General features: G+C 71.5%; 16 protein-coding genes and 1 pseudogene. 4 read left to right on the top strand and 13 right to left on the bottom strand.

Annotated features, from left to right (window positions below):
* Positions 1-23 precede the first annotated feature (23 nt).
* Complete coding sequence (locus IG05_RS0115595; RefSeq protein ID WP_030342999.1) at positions 24-2,072, bottom strand: APC family permease; 2,049 nt, start codon at positions 2,070-2,072, stop codon at positions 24-26.
* A 161-nt stretch (positions 2,073-2,233) separates the two neighbouring features.
* Between IG05_RS0115595 and IG05_RS48360 the strand changes: the two genes are divergently transcribed.
* The 3 genes from IG05_RS48360 to IG05_RS0115580 all read left to right on the top strand — a co-directional run bounded on the left by IG05_RS48360 (position 2,234) and on the right by IG05_RS0115580 (position 3,783).
* Entirely contained in the window at positions 2,234-2,380 is a 147-nt protein-coding gene (locus IG05_RS48360; protein WP_199808319.1) for a hypothetical protein, read from the top strand.
* Positions 2,381-2,443: 63 nt separating this feature from the next.
* The gene (locus tag IG05_RS0115585; RefSeq protein WP_030342998.1) at positions 2,444-3,115 is read left to right on the top strand and encodes a potassium channel family protein; all 672 of its coding nucleotides are present in this window, start codon (positions 2,444-2,446) and stop codon (positions 3,113-3,115) included.
* A complete protein-coding gene (locus IG05_RS0115580) occupies positions 3,115-3,783 on the top strand; it encodes a potassium channel family protein (RefSeq protein ID WP_030342996.1) in 669 nt (222 codons plus the stop codon). Before IG05_RS0115585 ends, IG05_RS0115580 begins: the two co-directional genes overlap by 1 nt.
* Before the next feature lie 69 nt (positions 3,784-3,852).
* On the opposite strand, the gene IG05_RS0115575 is transcribed toward IG05_RS0115580, so the two are convergent.
* The 8 genes and pseudogenes from IG05_RS0115575 to IG05_RS0115545 all read right to left on the bottom strand — a co-directional run bounded on the left by IG05_RS0115575 (position 3,853) and on the right by IG05_RS0115545 (position 11,142).
* Positions 3,853-4,620, bottom strand: a complete 768-nt coding sequence (locus IG05_RS0115575; RefSeq protein ID WP_030342994.1) for a DUF3159 domain-containing protein — start codon at positions 4,618-4,620, stop codon at positions 3,853-3,855.
* A gap of 3 nt (positions 4,621-4,623) precedes the next feature.
* A complete protein-coding gene (locus tag IG05_RS0115570) occupies positions 4,624-5,022 on the bottom strand; it encodes an OB-fold nucleic acid binding domain-containing protein (RefSeq protein ID WP_078894191.1) in 399 nt (132 codons plus the stop codon).
* Positions 5,023-5,083: 61 nt separating this feature from the next.
* Positions 5,084-5,803 (bottom strand): response regulator, encoded by a 720-nt coding sequence (locus IG05_RS0115565; protein WP_051789855.1) that lies wholly within the window; start codon positions 5,801-5,803, stop codon positions 5,084-5,086.
* Complete coding sequence (locus tag IG05_RS0115560; RefSeq protein WP_030342989.1) at positions 5,797-8,355, bottom strand: sensor histidine kinase; 2,559 nt, start codon at positions 8,353-8,355, stop codon at positions 5,797-5,799. Before IG05_RS0115560 ends, IG05_RS0115565 begins: the two co-directional genes overlap by 7 nt.
* A 137-nt stretch (positions 8,356-8,492) precedes the next feature.
* Positions 8,493-9,136: pseudogene (locus IG05_RS45090) on the bottom strand (ATP-binding cassette domain-containing protein); the annotation flags it as partial.
* Positions 9,137-9,246: 110 nt separating this feature from the next.
* Positions 9,247-10,008, bottom strand: coding sequence for a DUF3710 domain-containing protein (locus IG05_RS0115555; protein WP_030342987.1), 762 nt, complete (start codon positions 10,006-10,008; stop codon positions 9,247-9,249).
* Between the two features lies 1 nt (position 10,009).
* Positions 10,010-10,561: a dUTP diphosphatase gene (gene dut, locus IG05_RS0115550; RefSeq protein WP_030342985.1), complete on the bottom strand. Its 552-nt coding sequence runs from the start codon at positions 10,559-10,561 to the stop codon at positions 10,010-10,012.
* Entirely contained in the window at positions 10,558-11,142 is a 585-nt protein-coding gene (locus IG05_RS0115545) for a PaaI family thioesterase (protein WP_030342984.1), read from the bottom strand. Before IG05_RS0115545 ends, dut begins: the two co-directional genes overlap by 4 nt.
* Before the next feature lie 112 nt (positions 11,143-11,254).
* Between IG05_RS0115545 and IG05_RS0115540 the strand changes: the two genes are divergently transcribed.
* Entirely contained in the window at positions 11,255-11,719 is a 465-nt protein-coding gene (locus tag IG05_RS0115540) for a DUF3093 domain-containing protein (protein ID WP_030342982.1), read from the top strand.
* A 4-nt stretch (positions 11,720-11,723) separates the two neighbouring features.
* Here IG05_RS0115540 and IG05_RS0115535 read toward each other — a convergent pair whose 3' ends face one another.
* From IG05_RS0115535 to IG05_RS0115520, 4 genes are all read right to left on the bottom strand, one after another.
* Positions 11,724-12,638 (bottom strand): hypothetical protein, encoded by a 915-nt coding sequence (locus IG05_RS0115535; protein ID WP_030342981.1) that lies wholly within the window; start codon positions 12,636-12,638, stop codon positions 11,724-11,726.
* Positions 12,639-12,651: 13 nt separating this feature from the next.
* Positions 12,652-12,948, bottom strand: coding sequence for a DUF4193 domain-containing protein (locus IG05_RS0115530; protein WP_003997302.1), 297 nt, complete (start codon positions 12,946-12,948; stop codon positions 12,652-12,654).
* Positions 12,949-13,340: 392 nt separating this feature from the next.
* Positions 13,341-14,597 carry a sensor histidine kinase gene (locus tag IG05_RS0115525; protein ID WP_030342978.1) on the bottom strand — a complete coding sequence of 419 codons (1,257 nt, stop codon included), beginning with the start codon at positions 14,595-14,597 and terminating at the stop codon, positions 13,341-13,343.
* 5 nt (positions 14,598-14,602) lie between these two features.
* The gene (locus tag IG05_RS0115520) at positions 14,603-15,256 is read right to left on the bottom strand and encodes a response regulator transcription factor (protein WP_007387794.1); all 654 of its coding nucleotides are present in this window, start codon (positions 15,254-15,256) and stop codon (positions 14,603-14,605) included.
* Between the last annotated feature and the right edge of the window lie 304 nt (positions 15,257-15,560).

Raw genomic sequence — 15,560 nt, 5'->3', positions numbered from 1 at the left:
GTCTACGGCCTCCCCGCCCCGCCTCACTCCTTGGTGGACGGCTCCTTCGGCCGTTCCACCGCCGGGCCGCGGCGGACCGCGCCGGGCGCGTTCCAGTCCTGCCGCCTGCGGGCCCGCAGCTTGGCCGCCTCGGAGGACTGCAGCTGGTACGGCACCGAGGTCACCATCACGCCGGGGGTGAAGAGCAGGCGGCCCTTCAGGCGCAGGGCGCTCTGGTTGTGCAGCAGGTGCTCGTACCAGTGGCCGACCACGTACTCGGGGATGATCACGGAGACCGCGTCGCGCGGGGACTCCTTGCGCAGGCCCTTGACGTACTCGATGATCGGCCGGGTGATCTCGCGGTACGGCGAGTCCAGGACCTTCAGCGGTACGTCGATCCCGCGCCGCTCCCACTCCTCGCGCAGCGCCTTCGTCTCGGCCGGGTCGACGTTGACGGTCAGCGCCTCCAGGGTGTCCGAGCGCATCAGCTTGGCGTAGGCCAGGGCGCGCAGCGTGGGGCGGTGGATCTTGGAGATCAGGACGACCGAGTGCACCCGGGAGGGGCGGACCATGTCGTCGCTCGGGCCCTCGGGCGCGGCGATCTCGTCGGCGACCCGGTCGTAGTGCTTCCGGATCGCGGTCATCGTCGCGTAGAAGATGCACATGCCGAGCAGGGCGACCCAGGCGCCGTGCGTGAACTTGGTGACCAGGACGACGACGAGCACCAGGCCGGTGAAGAAGGCGCCGAACGCGTTGATCGCGCGGGAGCGGATCATGTGGCTGCGCTTGGCCGGGTCCTTCTCGGCGGCGAGGTGGCGGTTCCAGTGCCGGACCATGCCGGTCTGGCTGAGCGTGAAGGACACGAACACGCCGACGATGTACAGCTGGATCAGGCGGGTGGAGTCCGCGCCGTAGATGAACACCAGCAGCATCGCGGCGCCCGCGAGCAGCACGATGCCGTTGGAGAAGGCGAGCCGGTCGCCGCGGGTGTGCAGCTGGCGCGGCAGGTAGCGGTCCTGGGCGAGGATCGAGCCGAGCAGCGGGAAGCCGTTGTACGCCGTGTTGGCGGCCAGGAACAGCACCAGCGCGGTGGCGGCGGCGAGCAGGATGAACAGGAAGCTGCCCTTGCCGAAGACCGCCTCGGCGACCTGGGAGATCACCGGGTTCTGGACGTAGCCGGAGCCGAGCGGGACGCCGTTCCGCAGCAGGTCGCTGGCCGGGTGCTCGGCCATGCGGACCTTGGTGACCATGGCGAGCGCGATGATGCCGCAGAACATGGTGACGGCCAGCAGGCCCATCATCGCCAGGGTGGTCGCCGCGTTCTTGGACTTGGGCTTGCGGAAGGCCGGGACGCCGTTGGAGATCGCCTCGACGCCGGTGAGGGCCGCACAGCCGGAGGAGAAGGCGCGCAGCAGCAGGAAGACCAGCGCGAAGCCGGCGAGCCCCTGGTGCTCGGCCTTGATGTGGTAGCCGGCCGTCGGGGCGCGCATGGTGTCGCCGAGGACCAGTCCGCGGAAGGCGCCCCACGCGATCATGATGAAGACGCCGCCGACGAAGACGAACGTCGGGATCGCGAAGAGCTTGCCCGACTCCTTCACGCCGCGCAGGTTCATGAGCGTGAGCAGCACGATGACGGCGGCCGCGCAGAGCACCTTGTGCTGGACCACGAAGGGGATCGCGGAGCCGAGGTTCTCGATACCGGAGGCGATGGAGACGGCGACGGTCAGGACGTAGTCGACGAGCAGCGCGCTGGCCACGGTGAGGCCGGCCTTGGGGCCGAGGTTGGTGGTCGCGACCTCGTAGTCGCCGCCACCGCTCGGGTAGGCGTGCACGTTCTGCCGGTAGGAGGCGACCACGGTGAACATCAGCACCACGACCGCGACCGCGATCCAGGGGCTGAAGTGGTACGCCGACACGCCCGCGATAGACAGGACCAGCAGGACCTCCCCCGGCGCGTAGGCGACGGAGGACAGCGGGTCGGAGGCGAAGACGGGAAGTGCGATGCGCTTCGGCAGGAGCGTTTCGCCCAGCCGGTCACTGCGCAGTGCGCGCCCGATCAGGATCCGTTTGGGCACGTCGGTCAGTTTGGACACGAGAGAGGATCGTAAGCCTTCGAACAGGCACCCGCCCACCCGGCGTGCTGGATATGCCTCACGAGTGAAAACGAGGGCGCACGGAACTGCGGAATCCGTGGTCCATGTGCCCCCCGTGCCTAGATGGCAAACCCCGCCTGTCATCGCACTTCGGAGGTTCCATGCCCGCGACCGCGGAGCTGATCGGGGCGCTGCTCGCCCTCGGCGGCCTCGGAATCCTGACCCTGTGCAGCGTGCGCAGCATCACTCGCCGGCGGCTGCGACCGGCCCCGGCACGGGGCTGCCCGCCGCGTGGCGCCCGTGTGTAGCTTTGGGCGTCGGTCTGAGACCCTGATGCTGAGCAGTAACTTTTGGACACCGGAAGGACGGTCGTGCACATCGTCATCATGGGCTGCGGGAGAGTGGGTTCCGCTCTCGCCCAGACCCTGGAGCAACAGGGACACACGGTCGCCGTGATCGACCAGGACCCCACCGCCTTCCGCCGGCTGGGCCCGGGATTCGGGGGCCGCCGGGTCACCGGCGTCGGCTTCGACCAGGACACCCTGCGCGAGGCGGGCATCGAGGAGGCCGGTGCCTTCGCCGCGGTCTCCAGCGGGGACAACTCCAACATCATCTCGGCCCGCGTGGCGCGCGAGATGTTCGGTGTGGAGAACGTGGCCGCCCGCATCTACGATCCCCGCCGTGCCGAGGTCTACCAGCGTCTGGGCATCCCTACGGTGGCCACGGTCCGCTGGACCGCCGACCAGATGCTGCGCCGGCTGCTGCCCTCCGGGGCCGAGCCGCTGTGGCGCGATCCCACCGGCGGGGTGCAGCTGGCCGAGGTGCACGCCTCCCCGAAGTGGGTGGGTCACAAGATCAGCAAGCTGCAGGACGAGACGGGTGTCCGGGTGGCGTTCCTGACCCGCCTCGGCGAGGCGGTCCTGCCCACCTCGCAGACGGTGCTGCAGGAGGGCGACCTCGTGCACGTGATGATGCGTACGGACGACGTGGACAAGGTCGAGGCGGCGTTCGCCGGTGGCCCGGAAGAGGAGGGCGGTCACTGATGAGGGTCGCCATTGCCGGGGCCGGCGCGGTCGGCCGCTCGATCGCGGGCGAGCTGCTGGAGAACGGCCACGAGGTCCTGCTGATCGACAAGGCGCCGACCGCCATCTCGGTCGAGCGCGTCCCGCAGGCGGAGTGGCTGCTGGCCGACGCCTGCGAGATCACCTCCCTGGACGAGGCGGCGCTGCAGCGCTGCAACGTCGTGATCGCCGCGACCGGCGACGACAAGGTGAACCTGGTCGTCTCCCTGCTCGCGAAGACGGAGTACGGCGTCCCGCGCGTCGTCGCCCGCGTCAACAACCCCAAGAACGAGTGGCTGTTCAACGAGGCCTGGGGCGTGGACGTGGCCGTCTCCACCCCGCGCCTGATGTCCGCCCTGGTCGAGGAGGCGGTGAGCGTCGGTGACCTGGTCCGGCTGCTCCGCTTCAGCCACGGCGACGCCAACCTCGTCGAGCTGACCCTGCCGGAGGAGTCGGCCCTGGCCGGCACCCAGGTCGGCGACGTCGAGTGGCCTCAGGACACCTCGCTGGTCACGATCATCCGCGGCACCCGTGTGCTGACGCCCTCCAAGGAGGACTCCCTGGAGCCGGGCGACGAGCTGCTGTTCGTGGCCGCGCAGGCCCGGGAGGAGCAGCTGGAGGACCTGCTGTCGGTGCGGCGCGAGGACTGACCCGGCGGCACGGAGAAAAGGGCGCCCCTGGCGGCAGGGGCGCCCTTTCCGCGTCGTGCGACGGACCGCTCACGCGTCCCGGCGGTGCCGTCCCCCGGTCGTCTCGCCGCTCTGCGCGGCCTGCGCGGCCTGGCGCTCCTGCTCGGCCTTCTCCTCGGCCTCCAGCTCCGCGAACACGTCGATCGGCGCGGGCGCCTTCGCGAGGAAGACCCAGGTCAGCCAGACCGCCAGCAGGAACGGCGGGATCTTCAGGGTGACCAGGACCCAGCCGAGCTGCGCGGTGTCGGCCCACCAGTACAGCGGGAAGAGGATCGCGCACTTGGCGAGCAGGATCAGGCCCCAGGCCCAGCTGGCCTTGGCGTAGGCCTTCTTGCGGCCGGGGTTGCGGGTGCGCCAGGAGAGGTTCTCCTTGAAGATCGGGCCGAGGATGAGGCCGATCAGGGGGACGCCCGCCAGGGTGGTGATGATGTAGGCCAGCGCCATGCCCAGCGTGTAGAGCATGCCGGGCAGGTAGAAGTCCTTGGCGTTGCCGGTGAACATCGCGAACACCACGCCGAACACCACGCCGAAGACACCGCTGAAGGCGTGCTTGACGGTGTCCTTCATGGCGAGCCGGACCACGACCAGCACCAGGGAGACCGCCAGCGCGGCGATCGCGGAGAGGTGCAGGTCCTTGTCGATCGTGAAGATCGTGACGAAGAGCAGGCCCGGCAGGACCGTCTCGACCATGCCGCGGACTCCGCCGAAGGCCTCGAACAGCGCCGCCTCGGTCACCGCGCGGGCGTCGTCGGGCTGAGTCTGGTCGGTGTCTTCGGTCGGCTTGTCGAGGGACGTCACCGGCTACTCCCGTCCGAGGGGTCGCAGTTCGTATTTCGGGTTGAACAGCACCCGGCGGCCCCGGCTCATCGAGATCCGGCCCGATGCGATCAGCTTGCGCCCCGGTTCTATGCCCACGATGGAACGCCTGCCGAGCCAGACCACGTCCAGCGCGGCGGAGCCGTCGAACAGCTCGGCCTCCAGGGCCGGGACTCCGGCGCGCGGCCGCAGGGTGACCGTGCGCAAGGTACCAGTAACGGTGACGATCTGCCGGTCCCGACAGTCGCCGATCTTCGTACAGCCGGCCGTCTCGGCGTCTTCGCGCAGCTCCTCGGACTCCAGGTCCTCCTGCGACGAGGAGAGCCGGTCGAGCATGCGCCGGAACCGGCCGGCCGGCTTTTCGGAACGAGGAACAGCTGTCATATCTGAAGCGTACCGGGGACCACCGACAGGACCGTAAGCCCGCTGGTACCGGCCCGGCGGCCTACTTCTCGAACCGGTAGCCCATCCCCGGTTCGGTGATGAAGTGCCGCGGGTGCGAGGGGTCCGCCTCCAGCTTGCGCCGCAGCTGGGCCATGTACACCCGCAGGTAGTTGGTCTCGGTCCCGTACGACGGCCCCCACACCTCCTGCAGCAGCTGTCTCTGGCCGACCAGCCGGCCGGTGTTGCGGACCAGCACCTCCAGCAGGTGCCACTCGGTCGGGGTGAGCCGTACGTCCCTGCCGCCGCGGTTGACCTTCTTGGCGGCGAGGTCGACGGTGAAGCCCGCGGTCTCGACGGTGACCAGGTCGTCCTCGCCCGGCCCGGCCGGCTCGGCCCTGCGGACCGCGGCCCGCAGCCGGGCCAGCAGCTCGTCCATGCCGAAGGGCTTGGTGACGTAGTCGTCGGCGCCCGCGTCCAGCGCCTGGACCTTCTCGTCGGAGGAGTGGCGGGCGGACAGCACCAGGATCGGCACCCGGGTCCAGCCGCGCAGGCCCTTGATCACCTCCACGCCGTCCATGTCGGGCAGGCCCAGGTCGAGGACGACGACGTCGGGGTGACGGGAGGCGGCGAGTTCGAGCGCGGTCGTGCCGTCGGGCGCCGCGTCGACCTCGTACTTGCGCGCCTTGAGGTTGATCACGAGGGCGCGCACGATCTGCGGCTCGTCGTCGACCACGAGCACCCTCGTGGGGCTGCGGGGGGTCCCCCCGTCCGGGGTCAGCATAGGGTCCGCCTCTCTGGTTCGGCGCCGGAAGCCCCGGCGGGTAGGGGCTCGGGACGTGCTCCGGCCGCGCGGAGGGTGAGCACCATGGTGAGCCCGCCCCCCGGCGTGTCCTCCGCGGTCAGGGTGCCGCCCATGGCCTCGGCGAAGCCCCGGGCGACGGCGAGGCCGAGCCCGACGCCGGCACCGCGCGGAGCGTCACCGTACCGCTGGAACGGCTCGAAGATACGATCCTTCGCTTCGTCCGGCACGCCCGGCCCGCGGTCCACCACGCGCACCTCGACGCGGTCGGCGAGGGCACTCGCGGCCACCAGGACGCGCCCCCCGCGCGGGCTGTACTTGACGGCGTTCTCCACCAGGTTGGCCACCGACCGCTCCAGCAGCCCCGGGTCGACGGCGACCATCGGCAGCGTCTCGGGCACGTCCAGCCCGACGCTGTCCTCGGGTACGCCGCCCAGGGCCATCGGTACGACCTCGTCCACGTCGATCTCGCGGATCAGCGGCGTGACCGTACCGGTCTGGAGGCGGGACATGTCGAGCAGGTTGCCGACGAGGTGGTCGAGCCGGTCGGCGCCCTCCTCGATGCCCTCCAGCAGCTCCGCCCGGTCCTCCTCGGACCAGGCCACGTCCTCGGAGCGCAGGGACGACACGGCGGCCTTGATGCCGGCCAGCGGGGTGCGCAGGTCGTGGCTGACGGCGGCCAGCAGGGCGGTGCGGATGCGGTTGCCCTCGGCGAGCGCGCGGGCCCGGTCGGCCTCCTCCAGGAGCCTCCTGCGGTCGAGTACGACAGCGGCCTGGGCGGCGAACGCGGCCAGCACCCGGCGGTCCTCGGCGGGCAGCACCCGGCCGGTGAGCGCGAGCGCCATGTGCTCGCCCACCGGCATGTCGACGTCGGCGTCCTCGGGCCGCTCCAGCGGCGGTCCCACGCCGGCGCGGCCCGCGCAGGTCCAGGGCGCCACGTCGCTCTCGCGTTCCAGCAGGGCGGCCGACTCCATGGCGAAGGTCTCGCGGACCCGTTCCAGCAGTTCCTCCAGGCTGGTCTCGCCGCGCAGCACGTTCCCGGCGAGGAAGGACAGGATCTCGGACTCGGCGCGCAGCCGGGCGGCCTGGTGGGTGCGCCGGGCGGCGAGGTCGACCACCGAGGCGACCGCCATGCCGACCCCGAAGAAGATCGCGATGGCGACGATGTTCCGGGGGTCGGCGACGGTCAGCCGGTGCAGCGGCGGGGTGTAGAAGTAGTTCAGCAGCAGCGAGCCGAAGGCCGCCGAGGCCAGCGCGGGCAGCAGACCGCCGAGCAGGGCCGCGGCGACCGTGACGGCCAGGAACAGCAGCATGTCGTTGGCGAGGCCCAGGCCGGCGCCGGTCAGCAGCACCGCGAGGACCGCGGGTCCGGTCAGGCCGACCGCCCAGCCCCAGACGATCCGGGCCCTCCCGAGCCGGCCGCCGCGGGCCACGGGCAGCCCCCGGCCCTTGGCGACCTCCTCATGGGTGACGATGTGCACGTCCAGGTCGGGGCCGGAGTCCCGGGCCACCGTGGCGCCGACACCGGGCCCGAAGACGTACTGCCAGGCCTTGCGGCGCGAGGAGCCGAGCACGATCTGGGTGGCGTTCACCCCGCGGGCGAAGTCCAGCAGGTCGGCCGGGACGTCGTCGCCGACCACGTGGTGGAAGGTGCCGCCGAGGTCCTCGACCAGGGTGCGCTGGACGGCCAGTTCCTTCGGGGAGGCCGAGGTCAGCCCGTCGCTGCGGGCGATGTAGACGGCGAGGACCTCGCCGCCGGCGCCCTTCTCGGCGAGCCGCGCGGCACGCCGGATCAGGGTGCGTCCCTCGGGGCCGCCGGTCAGGCCGACCACGATCCGCTCCCGGGAGCCCCATATCTTCGAGACCCGGTGCTCGCTGCGGTACGCGTTCAGGTACTCGTCGACCCGGTCGGCCACCCACAGCAGCGCCAGCTCGCGCAGGGCGGTGAGGTTGCCGGGGCGGAAGTAGTTGGACAGGGCCGCGTCGACCTTGTCGGGCTGGTAGATGTTGCCGTGCGCCATGCGGCGCCGCAGGGCCTGCGGGGACATGTCGACCAGCTCGATCTGGTCGGCGCGGCGGACGACCTCGTCGGGGACGGTCTCGCGGCGGCGCACCCCGGTGATCGACTCCACGACGTCGCCGAGTGACTCCAGGTGCTGGATGTTGACCGTGGAGACCACGTCGATGCCGGCGGCGAGCAGTTCCTCGACGTCCTGCCAGCGCTTGGCGTTGCGGGAGCCGGGGACGTTGGTGTGGGCCAGCTCGTCCACCAGGGCCACGGCGGGCGCCCGGCGCAGCACGGCGTCGACGTCCATCTCGCCGTGGACGGTCCCCCGGTACTCCAGTTGCCGGCGCGGCACCTGCTCCAGGCCGTGCAGCAGCACCTCGGTGCGCGGCCGGTCGTAGTGCTCCACGAACGCGACGACGCAGTCGGTGCCCCGCTCCACCCGGCGGTGCGCCTCGGCAAGCATGGCGTAGGTCTTGCCCACGCCCGGCGCCGCGCCGAGGTAGATCCGAAGCTTGCCGCGTGCCATGGCCCCATTGTCTTCCCGTGCCTGTTCCCTGCGCAGGGCCGACCTTACGGCCGGAGATCACGGCGACCGGGACGGACGGGCGAGCGGCGGGCAACTTTGACGCGACCCTGACGGGCAGCGCGGCGGGCCGGGGCCCGGTGCCCGGTGATCTCCCCGTCGCGCAGCTCCCGGCACCCGGCCGGCCGGGTCCAGCAGGGCCGTGTCATGCGTGGCGACCAGGACGGGTGGGGCCCCGCGCGTGAGCGGACAGGACGGATGGAGGAGGTTCCCCCGCGTGAGCGGAGCCGAGCGCGGCGGACCGCTCGCTGCGGACGACGGCCGCAGCGGCTCCATGACGGCGTGCCCGGTCTCGCCGTGGAGCCGGCCGGTCGGCTCGTCGGCGACGAGCAGCGCCGGCCGGTTGGCGGGGGCCCGTGCGATGGCGACCCGCCGCTGCCGGCCGCCGGGCAGCTCCCCGGGCCGCTGGGCCGCGTGCGCGACCGCAGGGGTACGCCCACGTTCTCGGCGGTGGTCGGGAGGGGTCCGGGACCGAAGGACCGGACGACGAAGCCGCTCCGGTCCCTGCGCGGCCGCAGCAGCCCGCTCTGGCCGAGCCGGGCGAGCCGGGCGAGATCCCGGCCCTCGGCCTCCACCCGGCCCTGGTCCGGGATGTCCAGCCCGCCGACGATGTTCAGCAGGGTGGTACCGCCGGACCCCGACCGCCCTTCCAGGGCCACGAGCCTTCCAGAGCCACGAGTTCCCCGCGGGACACCTCGTGGGGAACTCCGCGCAGCGCGCGCACGACGGCGGTCCCCGTCTCCGGCGACGGCCGGGCGTCCCAACGGCGCGCCGCCGCAAGAGAACGGACCGCACCCCCTGGGAGGCACGGCCCGTGTATCGCTGCTGACGCCGTCAGCGGACCTCGGTGATCTCGGGACCCCGCTGCAACTGCCCCATCCCGCCGGAGAAGCGCGAGCCCTCCTCCTGCTGGACCCCCTCGGGGACCATCTGCGCGTCGTTGGGCAGCTTCAGGACGATCGGGTCGCGCGGGGCCATCGGGCCCTCGCCGCGGACCACGACGGTGTCCCGGAAGATCTGCTCCAGCAGCCCGGCCGCCTGCGGCTGCACCGCGCCCTGGCCGGAGATCACACCGCGCAGGAACCAGCGCGGACCGTCCACGCCGACGAACCGTACGACCTGGAAGCCGCCGGTGCCGTCGGGCAGCTGCACCGGCACCTGGGCCCGCAGCTCCCACCCGAGCGGGCCCTCGACCTCGTCGACGATGCCACCCTGCTGGGTGATACCGGACGCGATCTCCTCGCGGACCTCGCCCCAGATGCCCTCGCGCTTGGGCGCGGCGAACGCCTGGAGCTGGATGGCGCTGTCGCGCAGCACGACGGTCGCGGCGACGATGGCGTCACCGGCGACCTCGACCCGCAGCTCCATGCCGTCGACGCCCGGCACGAACAGACCGCCGAGGTCCACGCGGCCCTCGGCCGGGTCGCGCACCTCGCTGCTGTCCCACGGACCGTCGGGCCGGGGCCCGGGCTCCAGCCGGACGCGCTCGCGCCCGGCCTCCTCCTCGTCCGCCTCGGTGTCGACGCTGTCGACGACCTGCTCGGCCTCGCCGGCCGCGTCCTCGGCGGCACCCTTCTTCTTGCGACGTCCGAACACGTCACTGTCCTTCCCGGTCGGATACGACCGAAGCGTATCGATTCCCACCCGTCGGACCGCCCTCGGCGGCCTGACCGCTTGTGCCGCTCCCGCCGCCCACCGCGGCGTGGCCGCCGGTGGACCCGAAGCCCCCCTCGGCCCGCGCCGAGCCGGGAAGCTCCGCGACCTCCTGGAAGCGGACCTTCTCGACCTGCTGGACGACCAGTTGGGCAATCCGGTCGAAGCGCTCGAACCGCACGCTCTCGCGCGGGTCGAGATTCACCACGATCACCTTGATCTCCCCACGGTACCCGGCATCGACCGTCCCCGGGGCATTCACGAGGGCGACACCGCAGCGGGCGGCGAGGCCGGAACGCGGATGCACGAAGGCCGCGTACCCGTCGGGCAGGGCGATCGACACCCCCGTGGGCAGAACGGCCCGCTCACCGGGCTCCAGCTCGCACGCCTCGGTGGTGCGCAGATCGGCTCCGGCGTCCCCGGGATGCTCGTACGCCGGAAGCGGTACGTCCGGATCGACGCGCCTGATCAGCACGTTCAGCGGGTCGCGGCTCACGGGTTCACCTCGAAGGCGCGGGCGCGCCGGATCTGGTCGGGGTCGCTCATGGCGGCCTGGATCTCCTCCTCGCGGCCGTGGTCGATGAAGTGGTCGACCTTGACCTCGACGAAGAGGGCGTCGGCGCGTACGGCGAGCGGTCCGCCGGGGCCGTCGAGGCGCCCGGCGGCCGTGCAGTAGATCTTCCGCCCGGCAACGGCCGTGACCTCGGCCTCCAGGTACAGCGTGGTACCTACTGGCACGGGCCGCACGAAGTCCGTCTCCAGCCGTCCGGTGACGGCGATGGTCCGCAGCAGCCAGTTCAGCGAGCCGAGGGTCTCGTCCAGGGCCGTGGCGAGCACTCCCCCGTGCGCGAGGCCGGGGGCGCCCTGGTGGGCGGGCTGCACGGTGAACTCGGCGGTCAGCGAGACGCCCTCACCGGCGCGGGCCTCCAGGTGCAGTCCGTGCGGCTGTCCGGGGCCGCACCCGAAACAGTGTTCGTAATGGGCGCCGAGAAGCTCCCCGGGCGCAGGCGCGTCGGGGTGCCGTACCGGTTTCCCCGCGTCGGCGGGAGGCTGAAGAGCTGCGGAACTACCACTCACAGCCGCAGACCTTACCCGCCCGCCCGTCACCCACCACCGCCCTGTACGGCAGCGCTGCGCGCTGAACGCCCCGACTCCGGCGGTGTGCGGATCCCGTGCCAAGCTTGGCTCCATGCAGCTCTCCGCCACCCCCTACGAAGAACGCCTCACCGCCCCCCGCTCGTGGTGGCTGATCAGCTTCCTGGTGGGCGTCTCGTTCGCCCTGATCCTGCTGCCCTTCGGCACCCTGCCGCTGCTCGGCGGCCTGGTCGGCGGTACGGCGGCCGCGGCCGTGGTGGCCAGCGCGTACGGCTCCCCGCGCATCCGGGTCGTGGGCGACTCCCTGATCGCGGGCGAGGCGAAGATCCCGGTGGCGGCGCTGGGTGCGATGGAGGTGCTGGACGCGGAGGAGGCCCGCGCCTGGCGGACGTACAAGGCCGACACCCGCGCCTTCCTGCTGCTGCGCGCCTACATCCCGGGGGCGCTGCGGGTGGAGGTCACGGACCCGCAGGACCCGACGCCGTACCTGTACCTGTCGACGCGGGAGCCGGAGCGGCTGGCCGCGGCCATCGAGGCGGCACGGACGGCGCAGGCCTGAGGCGCTAGAGACCGCCGGGCGGCTCGCGCAGCTCCAGGGGTTCGGCCGGCTTCTCCAGGGGCGGCAGCTCGGGGAGCGCGTCCCAGGGCACCTGGATCTTGCGCAGGTCGGCCCGGACACGGGCCGCGACTCTTCTGGTGTCGCGGCGGTTCATGACCGCCCCGACCGCGGCTCCGACCATGAACGGCATCAGGTTGGGCAGGTCGCGGACCATCCGTTTCATGATCTGCTGGCGCAGTCGGCGCTTCATCCGGCCGCCCAGGGCCGTGTCGTACGTCGACGGCTTCATCACGTCGACCCCGCGCTCCTCCGACCAGGAGGACAGATACGCGGTGGTGCGGTCCCTGAGGGCGCCCGGCGGGCGGACCCCGTAGACCTCGTGCAGTTCGGCGATCAGCTTCAGCTCGATCGCGGCGACCCCGGTGATCTCGGCGGCCAGCTCGGTCGGCATGGCCGGCGGCACGGGCAGCATCGCCGCCGCTCCGATCCCGGCTCCGACCGCGGAGGTGCCACCCGCCGCGCCCGCCACCAGTTTGTCGGCGAGTTCCTCGGGGCCGAGCCCGGGGAACTGCCTGCGCAGGGTCGCGAGGTCGCGTACGGGGATGCGCGGGGCCATCTCGATGATGCGGTCCGCGAGGTACGCCAGCCCCGCGCGAGCGTGGCTGCCGCCCCTGCGGGCGCCTTCCCGGGTCAGTTCCCGGGCCTTCTCACCGATGGCCGCCGCCCGGCGCCGGGCGACGGGCGCGGGATGCCCTGCCGGCGCCGGCAGGCCGTCCCGGTCGGGCGCCGGCCCGAGCGAGGCTCCCGCTCCGGATGAGCCCCGCCCGTCGTCACGCGTGCCGTGCGGGCCGTCCGCCGGCCCTTTGTCCGCTTTCCACAGGGGGAAACGGCGCTTCCGAGGAGGGGTCGAGCCAGACATGGCCGACCCGTCCTCAGTCGCAGTCGCGGCAGATCGGCTGACCGTTCTTCTCTCGGGCCAGCTGGCTGCGGTGGTGCACCAGGAAGCAGCTCATGCAGGTGAACTCGTCCTGCTGCTTGGGCAGCACCCGGACGGCCAGCTCCTCGTTCGAGAGGTCGGCTCCGGGCAGTTCGAGGCCCTCGGCGGCCTCGAACTCGTCGACGTCCACCGACGAGGTGGACTTGTCGTTCCGCCTGGCCTTCAGCTCTTCAAGGCTGTCCGAGTCGACGTCGTCGTCGGTCTTGCGTGGAGTGTCGTAATCGGTTGCCATATCGCTCTCCCCCTCTGGGTGTCTGCGGTGTCTCCAGCGCACGTAACGCGTGAGAGGCCGGACTTGTGCCCGACCTGAGGCGGAGATTTTGCCTCACATCAAGGTCTGTTACTCAATCGACACCCAACCCGACCTCTGAAGACTGATCGGCTTGGATGGCGGTGAGGACCGTACACGGTTCGAATGCCGCACCTCAAAGGCGCCTCACCGTGTACTTCCCGTGATCAAGAGCCCTGAAAACCAGGACTTTCCCGGCTTTCCACCTTCTGTCATGATCACTGTGCGTACATGGCCGGAATTCCGCCCATGTGATCGATCACACAGGAAGAACTCCGTCCGACGGTCGGAAAATTCCGCGTGAAGCGAACATCCTCCGCGTGTGTCGTTTTCGGTCACATCGGGAAGGTGACGCGCATCACCAGACCACCGCCTTCTCGGGGCTGGGCCTGGATGTGGCCGCCGTGCGCCCGGGCCACGGACCGGACGATCGACAGGCCGAGACCCACCCCCTTGTCGCTGCCGGTGCGCTCGGTGCGCAGCCGCCGGAACGGCTCGAAGAGGTTGTCGATCTCGTACGCCGGCACCACCGGTCCCGTGTTCGTGACCGTCAGCACCGCCTGTCCGTGCCGGACCTCGGTGGCCACCTCGACCCAGCCCTTCTCAGGAACGTTGTACCGCACGGCGTTCTGGACGAGGTTCAGCGCGATCCGCTCCAGCAGCACGCCGTTGCCCTGTACCACGGCCGGCTTGCGCTCACCGCGGATCGCGACGCCCTTGGCCTCCGCCTCGGCGTGCACCTGGTCGACGGCCTGGGTGGCGACCTCGGCCAGGTCGACCGGCTTGCGCTCGACGATCTGGTTGTCACTGCGGGCGAGCAGCAGCAACCCCTCGACCAGCTGTTCGCTGCGCTCGTTGGTGGCGAGCAGCGTCTTGCCGAGCTGCTGGAGTTCCACCGGCGCGTGCGGATCCGACAGGTGCACTTCGAGGAGCGTCCTGTTGATCGCGAGCGGGGTGCGCAGCTCGTGCGAGGCGTTGCCGACGAAGCGCTGCTGGGCGGTGAAGGCCCGCTGGAGCCGCTCCAGCATGTCGTCGAAGGTGTCCGCCAGCTCCTTCAGCTCGTCGTCCGGGCCGTCCAGCTCGATACGGCGGGACAGGTCCGAGCCGGCCACCTGCCGGGCGGTGCGGGTGATGCGGCCGAGCGGGGACAGCACGCGGCCGGCCATCGCGTAGCCGAACGCGAAGGCGATCACGGCGAGGCCCAGCAGGGCCAGCAGGGAGCGGCTGAGCAGGTTGTCCAGGGCCCCCTGGCGCTGCTGGTCCACACAGTGGGCGATCGCGTCGTTGAAGTCCGACAGCGGCACCGGACCGGAGTTGATCGCGGTGACCGCGGGGCAGTTGTCACTGGTGACCTTGATCGCCGAACCACTGACGATCTTGAACAGCGGCTGGTTGCCGGTGCTGATCGCCTGGGCGGCGAGCAGGTAGATGATCGACAGCAGCAGGATGCCGGCGATCAGGAACATGCCGCCGTACAGCAGCGTCAGCCGTATGCGGATGGTCGGGCGCAGCCAGGGGAAGGGCGGCTGCGGTCTCCTGGGGTCCCAGGTGGGCTTCGGCGGGGCCTGGGGCGGGGCGGGGGTCGTGGCCACGGGGATCAGATCCGGTAGCCGGAGCCGGGGACGGTGACGATGACGGGCGGCTCGCCGAGCTTGCGGCGCAGGGTCATCACCGTCACCCGCACCACGTTGGTGAAGGGGTCGGTGTTCTCGTCCCAGGCCTTCTCCAGCAGCTGCTCCGCCGACACCACGGCCCCCTCGCTGCGCATGAGCACCTCCAGCACCGCGAACTCCTTGGGCGCGAGCTGGACCTCCTTGCCGTCCCGGAAGACCTCGCGGCGGTTGGGGTCGAGCTTGATGCCGGCGCGCTCCAGGACCGGCGGCAGGGGCACGCTGGTGCGGCGGCCGAGGGCGCGCACCCGGGCGATCAGCTCACTGAAGGCGAACGGCTTGGGCAGGTAGTCGTCGGCGCCGATCTCCAGGCCCTCGACGCGGTCGCTGACGTCGCCGGACGCGGTGAGCATCAGCACGCGCGTGGGCATGCCCAGCTCGACGATCCTGCGGCACACGTCGTCGCCGTGCACGAGCGGGAGGTCGCGGTCGAGGACGACCACGTCGTAGTCGTTGACGCCGATGCGCTCCAGGGCGGCCGCACCGTCGTACACGACGTCGACGGCCATGGCCTCCCGGCGCAGTCCGGTGGCCACCGCATCGGCGAGCAGTTGCTCGTCCTCGACGACGAGTACGCGCACGTCGCTTGTCCTTCCTCATGTCCACCCGCGCAGCGCGCCGTGAGCGCCTGCGGGCAGGGCTGTCCGTGGGTTGACCCCCATCCTGCCCTTTTCGGCCATAAGTCGGCTGTAAGGCGGGGTCCGGGCGGCAGGAAGGGCTTCCTGGGGCGGGAATACGAGAATTTCTGCGCCGGTTGAGGTTTCCGCGGAAGGGAGCTGGGGGAGGACGGCTTTACACCCCGCGATCACGCTCTGCATGTGCCGCAGCACCGTGCGGTACCCCGCCATCCGTTTCGCAGAGCGGGCGCGGGTGTCCGGCACCGTC

It is taken from the genome of Streptomyces sp. NRRL S-1022 (assembly GCF_000720135.1).
Classification (GTDB): domain Bacteria; phylum Actinomycetota; class Actinomycetes; order Streptomycetales; family Streptomycetaceae; genus Streptomyces.
This window is presented reverse-complemented; position numbering and strand designations above follow the sequence as displayed.

Bases quoted from the DNA above. Each gene is read 5' to 3' on its own strand.
- IG05_RS48360 (WP_199808319.1), top strand. From the start codon at position 2,234: ATGCCCGCGACCGCGGAGCTGATCGGGGCGCTGCTCGCCCTCGGCGGC.
- IG05_RS0115580 (WP_030342996.1), top strand. From the start codon at position 3,115: ATGAGGGTCGCCATTGCCGGGGCCGGCGCGGTCGGCCGCTCGATCGCG.
- IG05_RS0115570 (WP_078894191.1), bottom strand. From the start codon at position 5,022: ATGACAGCTGTTCCTCGTTCCGAAAAGCCGGCCGGCCGGTTCCGGCGC.
- IG05_RS0115565 (WP_051789855.1), bottom strand. From the start codon at position 5,803: ATGCTGACCCCGGACGGGGGGACCCCCCGCAGCCCCACGAGGGTGCTC.
- IG05_RS0115560 (WP_030342989.1), bottom strand. From the start codon at position 8,355: ATGGCACGCGGCAAGCTTCGGATCTACCTCGGCGCGGCGCCGGGCGTG.
- IG05_RS0115540 (WP_030342982.1), top strand. From the start codon at position 11,255: ATGCAGCTCTCCGCCACCCCCTACGAAGAACGCCTCACCGCCCCCCGC.
- IG05_RS0115535 (WP_030342981.1), bottom strand. From the start codon at position 12,638: ATGTCTGGCTCGACCCCTCCTCGGAAGCGCCGTTTCCCCCTGTGGAAA.
- IG05_RS0115530 (WP_003997302.1), bottom strand. From the start codon at position 12,948: ATGGCAACCGATTACGACACTCCACGCAAGACCGACGACGACGTCGAC.